Raw genomic sequence first — 14,500 nt, forward strand, 5'->3', positions numbered from 1 at the left:
TGAGCCTCAGACAAATATCAAGGGGAAAGACCATGACAACCATTAACATTGGCATCAACGAGCAAGACAGATTGGCAATCGCGCAAGGTTTAAAGCATCTACTGGCAGACTCTTATACCTTGTATTTGCAAACTCACAACTTCCATTGGAACGTCACGGGTAAACAATTCCGTGAACTTCATATGATGTTCGAAGAGCAATACAATGCTTTGGCGTTGGCGGTGGATGACATTGCAGAGCGGATTCGTACATTGGGTGTTGCGGCACCGGGCACGTATAAAGCGTTTGCGGAATTGAGTGCGATTGACGAAGTCGACGGTGTACCGAGCGCGGATGACATGGTTGATATTCTGACGCATGGTCATGAGCAAGTGGTGCGTACAGCTCGCCATGTTCTCAAACTTGCACAACAAGCGGATGATGAATCCTCAGCATCTTTGGTTTCAGATCGTATGCGAGAGCATGAGAAAACAGCGTGGATGTTAAGAGCGCTACGCGAGGTATAGTTCCCTCAATGTGTGTTGCTTTTCACTATAGCGAATTAAAAAACCGACAGGAGGTCATGTCGGGCATGACGCCCGACATGACATGGATGACCATTTTATAGCGCCAAGCTTTTTACCATTCCTGCCTCCGCATGCCCGGGAATATTGCAGGCAAACTCCACGTTCTTATCGCCATGAAAATGCCACAACAATTGTTTGGCTTTACCGGGTTTTACCGTGACCGTGCTTCCTGAATCATGGTCGTGGTGACTTGTCGTGGTTTTCATCATTTCTCGGTGCTTCAATTGTTCATCCAGTGAGCCGATTGAAAATTCATGATCAATGTTGCCAATGTTCATTACCACAAATTGCACCACGTCATTCGGTTCGATGGTCACGTCTTTTTTGAAATTAATGCGCATGTCATCCGATAAAATAACGTGAACGACCTTGTCTGGCTTTGCGCCATTCGCGGGCATACCGACCGCAGACATGCCCTCCATATCCATCATGTCGGAGTGATCCATCTTGGTGTTATCCATTTTTCCATGATCCATTTCAGCATGGTTCATTTGGCTATGATCCATGTTTGAATGCTCCATGGCGTTAGAAAAAACGCTTGTCGAAATGAATGCGAGTGATAGTGCAAGGAGTGTTTTTTTCATAATGTATGCCTTTTTGTCAGTCAATTTTAACCGCCGTATCTGCTCAACGGACAGATGCGGCGATAGGTATTAATGAAGTTCTTTGTGTTTCCACAGTTTGAAAATTGCAGGGATCACCAACAACGTGAGAAGCAGGGCAGACGCCATGCCCCCAATCATGGGTGCGGCGATGCGCTGCATAACTTCAGAGCCAGTGCCTTCGCCATACATGATGGGAATAAGGCCAATGATGACGGTAAGCACTGTCATCATGACGGGGCGAACACGCAACCCTGCACCTACGCGGATAGCATGGGTCAGATCGTCTGCGTTTAATTGACGGGATTGCTCGATGGCATCTTGTTTCATGCCATGCCACGATTGGTTCAAGTACACCATCATGATGACGCCAATTTCGACTGCAACGCCGGCCAGCGCAATGAAGCCAACACCAACCGCAATGGAGAAATTGAAGTTCAGGAAATACATCAACCAAAGCCCGCCCACCATTGCCAGTGGGAGTGTCGCCATGATGATGAGCATTTCACCCACGCGGCGGAAACTCATGTAGAGCAACAGCATGATGATGGACAAGGTGATGGGTACAACCACGCTCAAGCGTTCTTTTGCACGCTCCATGTATTCGTATTGCCCTGACCATGCCAGCGAGTAGCCCGCAGGCAGTGCCAACTGCTCGGCAACAATCTGCTGTGCTTCCGTGACGTAAGAACCCAAATCGCGTTGATCGATATCGACGAACACCCAGCCATTTGGACGTGCGTTCTCGGTTTTGATCATGGGCGGGCCATCTTCATAACGAATGTCAGCAACGTCAGCCAACGCAATGCGCGCGCCATTCGGCGTTACTAATGGCAGCTCTTGAAGCTTGACGACGGAATCACGGTAATCTTGCGGGTAACGCACATTGACGGGGTAGCGTTCTAGCCCTTCGATGGTTTCACCAACGTTCATACCGCCTACAGCAGTGGAAATCACTTGTTGAACATCTTTAATGCTTAAACCGTAACGGGCTGCTGCACGACGTTCGATATCGATGGTAACGTAGCGTCCTCCCGCCACACGTTCGGCATAGACAGACGCCGTGCCCGGAATCGTGTTCAAGATGGGTTCGAGCTGCGCACCGATAGATTCAATCACGGCCAGTTCTGGGCCTGCGATTTTGATGCCGATAGGCGTTTTAATGCCCGTTGCCAGCATGTCGATACGTGTTTTAATCGGCATAACCCAGGCATTAGTCAGACCGGGGAATTGAATCAGACTGTCGAATTCTTTTCGTAGCGATTCTGTCGTGACGCCTTCTCGCCACTCAGTGCGTGGTTTCAACTGAATCACAGTTTCAATCATGGTGAGCGGCGCGGGATCGGTAGCAGTTTCTGCGCGTCCGATTTTGCCCCACACGGTGTGCACTTCAGGCACGGTTTTGATCAGCTTGTTGGTTTGCTGTAGTAACTCACGCGCTTTGCCAATGGAAATGCCCGGGTAGGTGGTGGGCATATACATCAGATCGCCTTCATCCAACGGCGGGATAAACTCGCTCCCCAATTTGCTGGTGGGGTAATACGCCGACGCCAGCAAGGCGAAGGCAACCACAAGCATGGTTTTCGGGAAACGAAGGCTGAGGTTGAGTGCGGGTCGATAAAGCGCCACTAAGCCTCGGTTGACCGGGTTTTTATGCTCGGGCAACACCTTACCGCGAATGAAGTAACCCATGAGCACGGGAACCAGTGTGATCGCAAGGCCCGCAGATGCTGCCATCGCGAAGGTTTTCGTGAAAGCAAGCGGTGAGAACATTTTGCCTTCTTGCCCTTCCAGCGCAAACACAGGCACAAAACTCAATGTAATGATGATGAGCGAGAAGAAAAGCGGCGCGCCGACTTCTTCTGCGGCTTTGCTGATCACCTGCCAACGGTTTTTGTCGGTTAAGGGTGTGCGCTCAATATGTTTGTGTACGTTTTCGATCATCACAATCGCACCGTCCACCATGGCACCAATGGCGATCGCTATGCCGCCAAGTGACATGATGTTGGCGTTGATGCCTTGCCAATGCATCACGATAAACGCAGATAAAATACCTATTGGTAAGCTGATCGCGATGATCAGGGATGAGCGAATGTGGAAAAGAAAGAGCGCGCAGACCAACGCAACAACGATGAACTCTTCCGCCAATTTCTTCCAAAGGTTCTCAACGGCGTCATCAATCAAGGTTGAGCGATCGTAGGTGGCCACGATTTCCACACCGTCAGGCAAACCGCGTTGCAGTTCCGCGAGCTTCTCTTTGACGTTGGCGATGACATCACTGGCGTTTTCACCAAAGCGCATGACGATCACGCCACCCGTGGCTTCACCTTCACCATTGAATTCAGAAATGCCACGACGCATCTGCGGACCAATGTTGATGTCCGCAATGTCGCCTAACAGCAGGGGCGTGCCTTTCTCTGTCACCTTGAGTGGAATGGATTGAATGTCTTCTACATTCGTCAGGTAACCCGTGGTGCGAACCATGTGCTCGGCTTCTGCAATTTCAATCACCGATGCACCGGTTTCTTGGTTGCCGTTTTGAATCGCGATGTTCACTTGTTGCAGCGTCAGGTTGTAGGCGCGCAGCTTTGCAGGATCGATCTGCACTTGGTACTGCTTCACCATGCCGCCAACCGTTGCGACTTCTGATACGCCCTCAACGGTTTGCAGTTCGTACTTCAAGAACCAATCTTGTAGGCTGCGCAGTTCTGCCAGATCGTGCTGTCCGGTTTTGTCCTGCAAGATGTAGCTGTATATCCAACCCACGCCCGTCGCGTCGGGGCCCAGTGTGGGTTTTGCACTAGGTGGAAGTTTTGGCGCGACTTGACTTAAATACTCCAACACGCGCGATCGTGCCCAGTACATGTCGGTATCATCATTAAATATGATGTAAACGTAAGAATCGCCAAAGAAGGAATAACCCCGCACCGTTTCTGCGCCGGGCACTGCAAGCATTGCCGTCGTCAGAGGGTAAGTCACTTGGTCTTCGACGACTTGTGGCGCTTGACCTGGGTAGGTGGTTTTGATGATGACTTGCACATCCGACAGATCGGGCAGGGCATCAACGGGCGTGTTTTTCACGCTGTACAAGCCACCAAGGGTAAGAAACACCGTCGCGACCAACACGAGAAAACGGTTGGCGATTGACCAGCGAATAATGGCACCAATCATTGTTGGCCTCCTGCCATTTCAAGCGCTTTGAGTATGTAGCTTGAGCCGTGTTTAACCACGAGGAACCGAACGGTTTGCCCCTCAGAAAAACCCACGAGATCCACGCTTTCATCGGCAGAAAAATTCATTTCTCCCGCGTCCCATTGCCATTCATTCACGGCATCGTGGCGCAGTGTGATCATGCCGAAATCGGCCATCAACATGGAAATGTCACCAGTGACCCACACTTGGTTTACGGTAGATGACTCGCTCAACGTGAAATCGACGATTTCATATTGGCCTGATGGGGCTTTTTTCATTTCAAAGTCGATACGCTGACCTGCCTTGGCGTCGGGCATGTCCATGCCGTCTGCTAGGGTGAAGTTCATTACCATGCCCGGCCAATTCCACTCAGGAACAGGCTCATGATTAATGGTGAACATGCGGTGGCCTGACATTACATCGGTGATTTCACCTTTCGCCCACATGGTCTCTGGCACGCTGTCTTGCGGGTTTTCTTTTATAGCATTGATGCGAGACAAGTCGGCGGTTTGGCTCGATTCTGAATCCAGCATAAAGTGTGCGGATGTCACCACGCGGTGTTGCTCTGTTAATCCGTCCAGCACTTCAATGCGGCTTCCGGCTTCTCGGCCAATTTCAATGCGAGCAGAACGGTATTTTCCTTCGCCTTCGGCAAGCACAACCCGTGTAATACCACCTGAGCGGATCACCGCGCTATTCGGCACGGTGAGCACTGCTTCATCCGTGACAGGTTGAAGCGCAATATTGGCGAACATGTTTGGTTTAAGTTCGCCATTGGGATTGTCGAACTTTAAGCGCACGCGCAAGGTGCGGGTTTTTGGATCAAGAATGGGATAGACGTAATCGATGTTCCCTTTCCATGCTTTTCCGGGGATCGCATCTAGCGTCATGGTGGCGAGGCTGCCTGCTTTCATCCAGTGTGCTTGACGTTCGAAGACCTCTGCATCAACCCACACTTCATCGAGTGGGCCCGCACTTATTACCGCTTGTGCTGGCGACAAATAGCCACCTTCACGAATGTTCAAACTCGCAATGATGCCGTCTGCCACGGCCTTGATATCGACGGTTTGTGATGCTTTTCCACGTTTGACGATAGATTGGATTTGTTCGCGGTCTACACCCATCGAAACCAAGCGCTCAGTCGCGCCTTTGACCAAGCCTTTTCGGCTCGTTCGGTAGGCGTTGAGCAACTCTTCTTGGGCTTTTACCAATTCAGGCGAGTAAAGGGTAAACAGCACATCGCCTTTGGTAACTTTCTCACCAACGGCGTTGATATAGAGCTTTTCCACCCAGCCCGCGATACGCACATTGGTTTGCCAAAGTTTGCTTTCATCAAACGCGATATAGCCAACGGTTTCGATACGCGGCGCAAGCTTGGCCAGAGAAACACCTTCGGTTTTCACACCAAGGTTGTTTTCAACGGAAGGGTTGATTTTAACCGTGCCTGCTTGGTCATTTTTACCCGCAAGGTCATCTTCATAAACAGGGACTAAATCCATGCCCATTGGCGATAGGCCGGGTTTGTCTCGCTGATAGTTAGGGTCCATCGGGGCGACCCAATACAAGGGTTCTTTCTCACCGTTTGCTGACGCCTCGGCCATGTTTGGCATGGAATGGCCTGACAGCAGAAGGTTTGCTCCAAATCCAATGGCACCGCCAACGAGCAACGCGAGAGTGGCTATTTGCATTGTTTTCATTATTTATCCTGCCTTGCTTACTGCTGATGACGTGGTGTTGGGTGAGAAATGTCAGGCTGAACCGCATCGAATTCGAAACCGCCTAATAACGCAGCAAGGTTGCTGTTCACAAGGTTCAAATCGGTAATCAATCGCTGTTGTTCAAGTTCAAGCGCTAGCTCATCCGCGGCGGCTGTGATGACGTCATTGAATTGCGACGTGTTGTTTTGGTAACCACGTTCGACGGCATTGGTGCGCGCGCGAGCTTGAGAAAGCAGGGTGGATTGATAGCGATTGAGCCGTTGTTCAAGGTTGCTTCTGTCAACCAGCAGTGCATTCACTTTTGCGTTCATTTGCGCAAGAAGCAGGTCTTTTTGAGACTTGGCTGCGCCGACTTGGTATTGCGCGGCGGCGTAGGTGCGGTCTTGTTTGTTTTCGGTAAACAGGGGAACGTCTAGGGTGACATAGGCGCTAACAAGATCAGACGCCGGTTGGCCGTTCATGCCATTCGCTTGGCGATGGGCATACATCACTTCTACGCCGAATTGGGGGCTATAAGCTTGCTCCGCAATATTGACCTGTGTTTTGTTCACTGCGATGGCCGCATCGGCCATTTTTACCATGGGGTGCTGCGCCAGTAATGCGTAATGTGCTGTGTCGTCACTGTGTTGGAGACGCGTGTTTAACGCACGCCAATTCAGTGTATTGGTGGCAATCAGGTCTTGTTCATGTTGAAGCCAGCTTGCGCCCAACCATTCAGAAAGCTGGGAAACAATGCGGCGCTGCACTTGTGCGTTAGCGTGAAGTTTTTCGTCTAACTTACTCACTTGAAGTTGAGCATTCAGTAGATCCTGCGCTTCACTCTTGCCGATGGCGTAATTGGTTTGGATGAAGTTAGCCAATTCACGCACCAAATGCTGGTTTTCACGCAGGATCCTTTCAGCCTGTTGTTGATACCCCAACTCAAGCCAAAGTTGTGTCATGTTGTTGGCGATATCCAGTTCACGAGAGGCAACTTGAAGCGCAATGCCATCCGCTTGTTGATTGGCTTTTGTTGCTTGCAGAGAAAGGGTTGAACCACGTTCGAACTGTTGCATCAGCCCAACCGAAAGGTTGGTCATTGGGTCTTCATCAAACTGAAAACTGTCAACAGGCAAGCCGCCGAAGCCGACCTTGATTTTAGGATCCATCAAGGTTGAACTAGCAATGCCCGTTTCACGCATGGCTTGCGATTGGGCGTAAAACGTTTGGCGGCTTTTATCCTCAGTTAATGCTTGTTCGATGAGATGTTTCAGCGCCACTGGCGTGCTTGAAACGTCTTCTTTGATGATGTGCGTCGTTTCACCCGCCGCAAATGCAGGCAATGATGACCACGCCGCGGCACAGATCGACAGTGCCAATACGCTTGGTTTTATTTTCACAGCTAAATCCATTCTGTATACGTCAAAGCCAACGCTAGACGCAGAAAAATCCTCTGCTAGAGACACGCTGATAGGCGTGCAGAAAGCAAATAAGAAAACAGAGAGAGATTTACGCTATTGGGGGTCTATACAGGGAACGCGGAAAGGTTATCAACGCATGGTTTGATTCAGTAGGGACCAGCGCCAACGCCGTGCGATGTAAAACGGCTTGATGGTCAGAGGCGAGAAACGCAAACACACTGACGCAGACAAGTGTGCAGCAGTTGGTTTCCATGTCATCCATCGATCCACAATGTGGGGATTCGGTGTTCGACGTTTTCGGGATGTTGGTGTGATGTGCATGTGGGTTCGACGACCTGTCCGTCATCTGGCAATCCAGCACATTGGATGAAGCCGTGTGTGGTGTCACTTGCTTCGTTGGCAGCATGTCCATGGCCATCATTGTCGATCCTGATGCAACACCAGACATCAGCATGACGAGCAAGCTGATGAGAGATATCCAGTATGTGCGGAAGGACGAAAAGCGCATGTGATGATGTCAACAAAGCCAATATTGATATAAGCGTAAACGTTCCAGTAGGGGGAAGGTCAATGCGATTTCGATAAAATGGCACTTATTGAGTGCTGTATGAATAATATTTGAGCGGCGTGTTTTTGATTTATTACTCATTACCGCTTGGGTTGGGGGGAATAATTCACCGATGAAATGGGTTTGCGCTTTCTTGGTTTAATGCAACCAAATCAGAGCCAACTAACTAAAATTAAACGATTTTCCAATTCAATCATACTTCACATTTTCTTTCTCAATACAGGCATAACATCGTATCGGTTTGTTTATTAATGGATAAATGGAGCGACTGATGACTATAGGTAAATATCTGCGTTGGAAAGATGAGCAAGGCAATGTGTTTCGACCTGTTTCTCTTATTGGTACGGAATTGCTGAATGACCGCACTTTGAACAAGAGCACGGCATTTACCTATGAAGAGCGCGAAGCGTTCCAGTTAAATGGTCTGCTTCCACCGCGTGTTCAGACCTTTGAAGACCAGCTAAATCGTGTGTATGACGGGTTTAGAAATGCGTCAACCGACATCGAGAAATACCTTTTCTTACGTTCGCTGCAAGACAGGAACGAAACCCTTTTCTATGCGTTATTGTCTCGTCACGTTGAAGAGATGACGCCCATCATTTACACCCCAACCGTGGGTAAAGCCTGCCAAGAATTTAGCCACCGTTATCAAAAAGCCCGCGGTTTATACGTCACGGCGGACAACGTGAATCAGATGGGTGAAATGGCACGCCAGTTTGCAGGCAAAGACATCAAAATCATCGTGGTGACAGACAGCCAAGGCATTCTTGGGATTGGTGACCAAGGTGTGGGCGGCATGGGTATTCCGATTGGTAAGCTTTCCCTCTATACGCTCGGTGCGGGTATTCACCCAGCACACTGTTTGCCGATTGCACTGGATGTGGGCACAGACAACCAAGATTTGCTCAATGACCCTATGTATCTCGGTGTGCCACGTCGTCGTATGCGCGGCGACGAATACAAACGTTTCATCAAGCGCTTTGTCAAACAAGTAACGCGCCATTTCCCGAAAGCCGTGCTGCAATGGGAAGACTTCAGTAAATCGAACGCGTTCGATAATTTGAGTGATTACGAAGATGTGTTGCCTTCGTTCAACGATGATATTCAAGGCACTGGCTCTGTGGTGCTCGCGGGTATTCTTGGTGCATGCAAAATCAAAGAAGAAACCTTGATTGACCAAACGTACGTGGTTTATGGCGCGGGTGCAGGTGGCGTCGGCGTCGCCGACCAAATCTATGCGGGCTTGTTGAAAGAAGGCTGTGCACACCAAAACGCGAGAGACAAGATCTTCATCCTCGACTCTCAAGGATTGGTGTTTGATGACCGCGAAGGGTTAGACGAATACAAAAAACGCTATGCCAAACCTCGCCATATTGCGAAATGCTGGGTAACGGAATCAGTCGAAAAAGTCACGCTGACAGAGCTCATCAATCACCATCCTGTGACTGTGCTTCTTGGCACGAGTGGCATTGGCGGTGCGTTCAAATCGGAGCATGTTCAGAAGATGATGGAATACACATCGCGCCCGATGATTTTCCCATTGTCGAACCCAACGGCGAATTGTGAAGCCATACCTGAAGACATTTATCAGTGGAGTGATGGTCGCGCGATCGTTGCAACAGGCAGTCCGTTCGCGAGCGTGAGTTACCAAGGGCGCGAATTCCGCATCGGGCAAGGGAACAATGTGTTCATCTTCCCGGGGGTTGGCCTAGCATCTATTGTCTCTCAAGCAGAGAAAGTGACCTTGGACATGTTCACCATGGCGTCCTATGCCTTGGCAGAATGTGTGTCAGACGACGATTTGGCAGAAGGTTGTGTGTATCCGCGTATTCGCGATTTGAAAGACGTGTCGCTGGTGGTGGCGAAAGTGATTTTGGAACACATTCAGGCGACCAACCCGAATAGTTGTTTACGCGGGAAAGAGATTGAGCAAGAACTTGCGCTGCACATGTGGGAGCCCGTTTACTTACCTTATCGCAGGGTGTAGCGATATCTCCAATTGAAAACAAGAACGCAAAGCCGTCCACGGGGCGGTTTTTTTGTCTTTATTCTTCAATGCTTTGAATGCTTTGAACGTTTTCATTGATTAACGAGGGTTAAACCATTGGCAGAGTGCGTCTAAGGTCAGTTGCACCGCTGGGTGTTTCGCGTCTGATTTTCGGGTTAACACATGCCAAGTCAGAGGAAGGCCATTTTCTGTCAATGGCACGGCGGCGACGAGCTTCTGCGTTAACGAGCGAGTGATTGCCCATTTTGAAAGTATGCTGATCCCCAAATCAACCCCAATCATCTCCACAATCGCATCGGTCATTTCGACGGACTGAATGTGGCGAAGGCGAATACCTGAAGGCTTGATAAACCGTTCGTATTCAAACCCTGGCAATGCATCGAGACTGTAAGTGAGGTAATCCACGTCGGCGAGATCTTCTGCAATAATCCAAGGCTTATCGGCGAACGGATGTTGAGGATGCGTGACAAGAACCAGTTCATCTTCAATCAATGGGGCAGAGGAAAAGGCAGAGTTATCGATATTCACTGGCGAAATCAATAAATCCGTTGCACCTGTTAGCAAGGTATTTTCTGCCTCTCGGGTCGCGGCCGCCACGAAGTCGACCTGCAATTTTTCTCGTTTTACGGGAAGAGAGGCCAAAAAACCGGGAACCCAATGATAAGCACTGTAGGCTGCGACGCCTATTCTCACGAGGTGACTGGCGTTTTGTGCCGTTTGCTCAAAGTCTTTTTCAGCGCGAGATAGCTCGGGCAATAGCAATTGTGCTGCCTGCACCAAGGATTGCCCTGCCGGTGTTGGCCGTAATCTACGTCCCTCACGTTCAAAGATAGGGCTACCTAACCGCCGCTCTGCCTCAGCAAGGCGATGACTCAACGCAGACTGTGTGACGCCTATGGCGTCTGCAGCACGACCAAGACTGCCGTATTTCCCCACCGCTTCCAGAAGTTTCCAGTGCTTAATATCTAGTCGCATAACGTCCAACTGTTTACATGAGAGTTGTTCATGCTTAACGCCTATATTTCATTAATTATATGACGGAAAAGCACCTATTATCCAATGAGAAACGGGAATGTCTGGACAGCGTTATAAGGGGGTTATCGAATGGGTGTGGTTGTTATGATGGGAGCAGCCATTGGGTTTGGACTGAATCCATTGCTGTCTCAGTTACTGCTTCAGCAGGGATACTCGCCTGAAGTGGTCGCATTCTTTCGCTGTGGTATTCCAATGTCACTGGCGCTGCCGTATTTGGGGGCAATAAAAAATAATGCATCAGAATATGTCAGAAGCATGGTCATTGGCGTGTGCTCTGCCTTAGGAATGCTCGCATTTTTAGCGAGTTTTCAATGGGTTTCTCCCACCTCCATCATCCTTATTTATTACACCTACCCCTTGTTTGCGATGTTGTTGGGCTGGCTGTTTTTTGGTCAAACGCTCACGCGTAATCGTCTGATTGCAGCCTGTATCATTGGATTGGCGGTGTCATTGATGCAAGGGTCATTGGACGCCTCAAATGCGCCATTCGGGTATGTGCTACTTTGTTTTGTCGCACCCGCTTCTTACGCACTCGTGATTAACTACCTTTCTCGTCCCATCCTCCCACTTCAGGTAGGCGAGCGAATGAGTGCCACATTAGCAGGTCATATGTTGGTGATTATCCCTGTCATCTGGTTTTCTCAACCGACACTTGTTATGCCCGAGACGTTTGAACAAAGCGGGCTTATTTTGGCAATCGGTGTCTTTGCGGCCGCAATACCTCAATACCTTTTCGTGAGAGGGACGCTACTGTTAGGTGGCGAGAGAGCCACCATGATCAGCACATTCGAGATCGTATTTGCATTGATGTTCAGCGTGGTCTTACTGGGGCAAAACCTAGAATACGTGGAGGTTGTCGCGTGTTTACTGATCGTGACCGCAGGTTTAATACGATTCGAGCCTGAGCCTTCAATGAAAAAGGCTCAAGCTCGAACGGTGGTGGGGTGATGTCTGGCTCGGTATGTTTCAGCGGTGTTCCAAGCAAACCGCGCCTTGGACATGCTACGATTTCGAGTGCTGTAACGCTTTCTCCGCCAGCTTGTCCGTCAGCATGTGCATCTCTGGCAAGATGCGATGGATAAGATGAAGCTGCTGCAACACCATGCCCGCGGAGCTGCTTTCTTCCTCGCGCCATTTACCAAGATGTTTCGCGAGTTCATCGTCATAGCAAGATTGCACATCGCTTTCTTTAGACAGCTTCGCCACCAAGCAATCCAATTCTTTGTGGATGCCTCTGTGTGCTTTCGAGACCAATTCGTGAATGCTGTCGTCATCCATTTGCATGCGGTGTGCGCCAAGTGCGGAGATATAACTCAACATGGCATGGTTTAAGCACAAGAAGCGGAAACTTTCGTCAGTGGCTGTTTGGTATCGGCCGGGTTCAGCCAACATGTTACTGATGGCGGTAGTGAGCTGTGCATCGTTATTGTGTGCTTCACGGCGCGCGACGCGATAGGCCATGGTGTCGCGTTTTCCTATGCGGTACTGACCGATGATTTGCGCGAGATAATCGCGGTTCGCGGCCACTGCATCTTGCATGATCCCGCGAAGGCGGTGCGCTTGCCAATCCGGCAGCACAAAGCGCACAGCGATGACCGACAGCAAACAGCCAATTAAGGTATCGCCCAAACGCGGCAACATGACGGCATATCCTTCGCCCAATTGGTTGAAACACATGAGCACCAACAAAGTAATGAAGGTGGTTGCGGCGGCATAGTGTGTGGTTCTAAAGGCGAAGAACAACACGCCAAATAACACCATTAACACCAGTTGCCCCGTCGGATCGGGGAAAAGCGTAAGCAGGGGCAGGCCAATCAGTAGGCCGATCAAGGTACCTGAAACGCGCTCGGTGAGTTTGCTGCGGGTTGCGGAGTAATTGGCTTGGCAGACAAACAAAATGGTGAGCAAAATCCAATAGCCGCGCGTAAGGTCAAGCGCTTGAATAATGCCGTAACCGACAGCCAACGAGAGGCAGAGACGCACAGCATGGCGGAACAACAGCGATTTCGGCGTCATCTGCGCCCAAATGCGCGAGATTTTGTCACGCAAGCTGTGTGCATCTGGGTCGGCAATCTCTTTGTCTTCGTCAGTTTGCGTGGCGTCAGGGTTGCTGATGTTTGCTAACTGGCGTTCAACCGTCGCAAGGTTACGGAACAAGTAATCCAGCTGGCTTAATAGGGCATTCCATTCAGGGTTGTTCTGTTCTTTCACGTAAATCAGCGATTCGTTTAACTCATCCAATGCTTTGATGCTTTCTTCACCATGACGATAAGGGCGAGAAAGGGTTAAGCAGTGTGAGACCTCCAAGCAGGCTTTGGCTTGAAGACGCAGTAAACGCTGAAGGCGGAAAAGAATATCACTGTGGAAGAACACGGTGGCGAGATCTTGATAGCGATAGTGCGATGAGTTTGCACGTTCGTGAATGTCTTGCGCCAGAATATAAATCTTCAATAGCTGGCGGCTACTGTCGTTCAAACGTCCGCGTCGAACTCGATTCAGTAGCGAAGCCTTTGCTGCATTGAGCGCGTTCACCACATGGCGGTTTTGGTCAGCATCCGTTAAGCGCAACGCCTGAGGGTTTACATCTCGACTCGGATGGAACATGTCTGATTTTTGGTCGAGGTATTTCCCTAAGGTTTTGAACAGCGCAGCAAGACTTTGTTGAACAGGCTGCATGGGCCAAAGCATCAACCACACCAGCGAAATCACGCCATACCAAGCTGCCCCAGCCAACAACATGGCAGGTTGGAACCACAAGTTTACGGATTCGTGCGCACCAAGCATGGTGTAAACCGCTGTGAGCAAGGAAGCAAAGGCGATGCTGGCATAACGCGGACCTATCGCCCCAAGCATGGTAAAACCAAATGTGGACGAGATTAAGCCAATCGTGAACAACAAGGGATAATCGAAAAGGAGTTCAATCGAAAACGTTGCAATGGCAAAACACACGAGCGTGGTAATGAGCGCTGAGAATCGACCTGCAAGGTTGTCGTCGGTTTCTGCCAACGCGGAAGCGATGATACCGAGCACCAAAGGCGTAATGGCCTCAGTTGCGCCAAACCACCAACATGGCAGTGCAACGCCAACCAGTGCGATGAACACACGCACACTGTAATTGATGCGACTGTTTGCCCAGTATTCTCGAAGAGTTAAAGAGGATCGTTTAGAAATCATACGAACAGAGATAAGCCTCGAATGCAGGTAAGATAACAGATTAGAAAGGGCATCCAAGTGGCGAGATCAAAAAGGGTCGGCATTTTCAGTCCCATTCCTGCACATCGCACGCTTTTGCTGACAATTCATACAAGTATCGTTGCACAAGTCGGCTTTCCGCAAAGGATATCGATGAGTTGGTGCCCATTCCTTGGTATTCTGAGTCACTATAGAAAACAACGAAATAAAGCGATAGAC

At 49.8% G+C, this 14,500-nt stretch carries 10 protein-coding genes; 3 read left to right on the forward strand and 7 right to left on the reverse strand.

From position 1 onward, the window contains the following. The first annotated feature begins 32 nt into the window (after positions 1–32). A complete protein-coding gene (locus BM082_RS01920; RefSeq protein WP_074925040.1) occupies positions 33–506 on the forward strand; it encodes a Dps family protein in 474 nt (157 codons plus the stop codon). A gap of 95 nt (positions 507–601) precedes the next feature. Here the strand turns inward: BM082_RS01920 and copI are convergent, their stop codons facing one another. The 5 genes from copI to BM082_RS01945 all read right to left on the reverse strand — a co-directional run bounded on the left by copI (position 602) and on the right by BM082_RS01945 (position 7,986). Then, on the reverse strand, positions 602–1,150 hold the full coding sequence (copI, locus tag BM082_RS01925) for a copper-resistant cuproprotein CopI (RefSeq protein WP_074925043.1): 549 nt from the start codon (positions 1,148–1,150) through the stop codon (positions 602–604). 69 nt (positions 1,151–1,219) lie between these two features. Beyond that, the gene (locus BM082_RS01930) at positions 1,220–4,339 is read right to left on the reverse strand and encodes an efflux RND transporter permease subunit (protein ID WP_074925046.1); all 3,120 of its coding nucleotides are present in this window, start codon (positions 4,337–4,339) and stop codon (positions 1,220–1,222) included. Further along, the gene (locus BM082_RS01935; protein ID WP_074925049.1) at positions 4,336–6,057 is read right to left on the reverse strand and encodes an efflux RND transporter periplasmic adaptor subunit; all 1,722 of its coding nucleotides are present in this window, start codon (positions 6,055–6,057) and stop codon (positions 4,336–4,338) included. Before BM082_RS01935 ends, BM082_RS01930 begins: the two co-directional genes overlap by 4 nt. 17 nt (positions 6,058–6,074) lie before the next feature. Then, complete coding sequence (locus BM082_RS01940; protein WP_074925052.1) at positions 6,075–7,457, reverse strand: TolC family protein; 1,383 nt, start codon at positions 7,455–7,457, stop codon at positions 6,075–6,077. Between the two features lie 109 nt (positions 7,458–7,566). After that, positions 7,567–7,986, reverse strand: a complete 420-nt coding sequence (locus BM082_RS01945; RefSeq protein ID WP_244275885.1) for a hypothetical protein — start codon at positions 7,984–7,986, stop codon at positions 7,567–7,569. Positions 7,987–8,317: 331 nt separating this feature from the next. On the opposite strand from BM082_RS01945, the gene BM082_RS01950 reads away from it, so the two are divergent. Then, positions 8,318–10,033 (forward strand): NAD-dependent malic enzyme, encoded by a 1,716-nt coding sequence (locus BM082_RS01950; protein WP_074925056.1) that lies wholly within the window; start codon positions 8,318–8,320, stop codon positions 10,031–10,033. 99 nt (positions 10,034–10,132) lie between these two features. Here BM082_RS01950 and BM082_RS01955 read toward each other — a convergent pair whose 3' ends face one another. Further along, positions 10,133–11,029, reverse strand: coding sequence for a LysR family transcriptional regulator (locus BM082_RS01955; RefSeq protein ID WP_074925059.1), 897 nt, complete (start codon positions 11,027–11,029; stop codon positions 10,133–10,135). 129 nt (positions 11,030–11,158) lie between these two features. Between BM082_RS01955 and BM082_RS01960 the strand changes: the two genes are divergently transcribed. Further along, complete coding sequence (locus BM082_RS01960) at positions 11,159–12,037, forward strand: DMT family transporter (protein WP_074925061.1); 879 nt, start codon at positions 11,159–11,161, stop codon at positions 12,035–12,037. Between the two features lie 54 nt (positions 12,038–12,091). Here BM082_RS01960 and yccS read toward each other — a convergent pair whose 3' ends face one another. Beyond that, entirely contained in the window at positions 12,092–14,263 is a 2,172-nt protein-coding gene (yccS, locus tag BM082_RS01965) for a YccS family putative transporter (protein ID WP_074925063.1), read from the reverse strand. Positions 14,264–14,500 lie beyond the last annotated feature (237 nt).

Source organism: Enterovibrio norvegicus DSM 15893 (assembly GCF_900115495.1).
Classification (GTDB): domain Bacteria; phylum Pseudomonadota; class Gammaproteobacteria; order Enterobacterales; family Vibrionaceae; genus Enterovibrio; species Enterovibrio norvegicus.

Excerpts from the sequence above, each read along its gene's own strand:
- BM082_RS01920 (WP_074925040.1), top strand. The coding sequence starts at position 33 with ATGACAACCATTAACATTGGCATCAACGAGCAAGACAGATTGGCAATC.
- copI (WP_074925043.1), bottom strand. The coding sequence starts at position 1,150 with ATGAAAAAAACACTCCTTGCACTATCACTCGCATTCATTTCGACAAGC.
- BM082_RS01930 (WP_074925046.1), bottom strand. The coding sequence starts at position 4,339 with ATGATTGGTGCCATTATTCGCTGGTCAATCGCCAACCGTTTTCTCGTG.
- BM082_RS01935 (WP_074925049.1), bottom strand. The coding sequence starts at position 6,057 with ATGAAAACAATGCAAATAGCCACTCTCGCGTTGCTCGTTGGCGGTGCC.
- BM082_RS01945 (WP_244275885.1), bottom strand. The coding sequence starts at position 7,986 with ATGCGCTTTTCGTCCTTCCGCACATACTGGATATCTCTCATCAGCTTG.
- BM082_RS01950 (WP_074925056.1), top strand. The coding sequence starts at position 8,318 with ATGACTATAGGTAAATATCTGCGTTGGAAAGATGAGCAAGGCAATGTG.
- BM082_RS01955 (WP_074925059.1), bottom strand. The coding sequence starts at position 11,029 with ATGCGACTAGATATTAAGCACTGGAAACTTCTGGAAGCGGTGGGGAAA.
- BM082_RS01960 (WP_074925061.1), top strand. The coding sequence starts at position 11,159 with ATGGGTGTGGTTGTTATGATGGGAGCAGCCATTGGGTTTGGACTGAAT.
- yccS (WP_074925063.1), bottom strand. The coding sequence starts at position 14,263 with ATGATTTCTAAACGATCCTCTTTAACTCTTCGAGAATACTGGGCAAAC.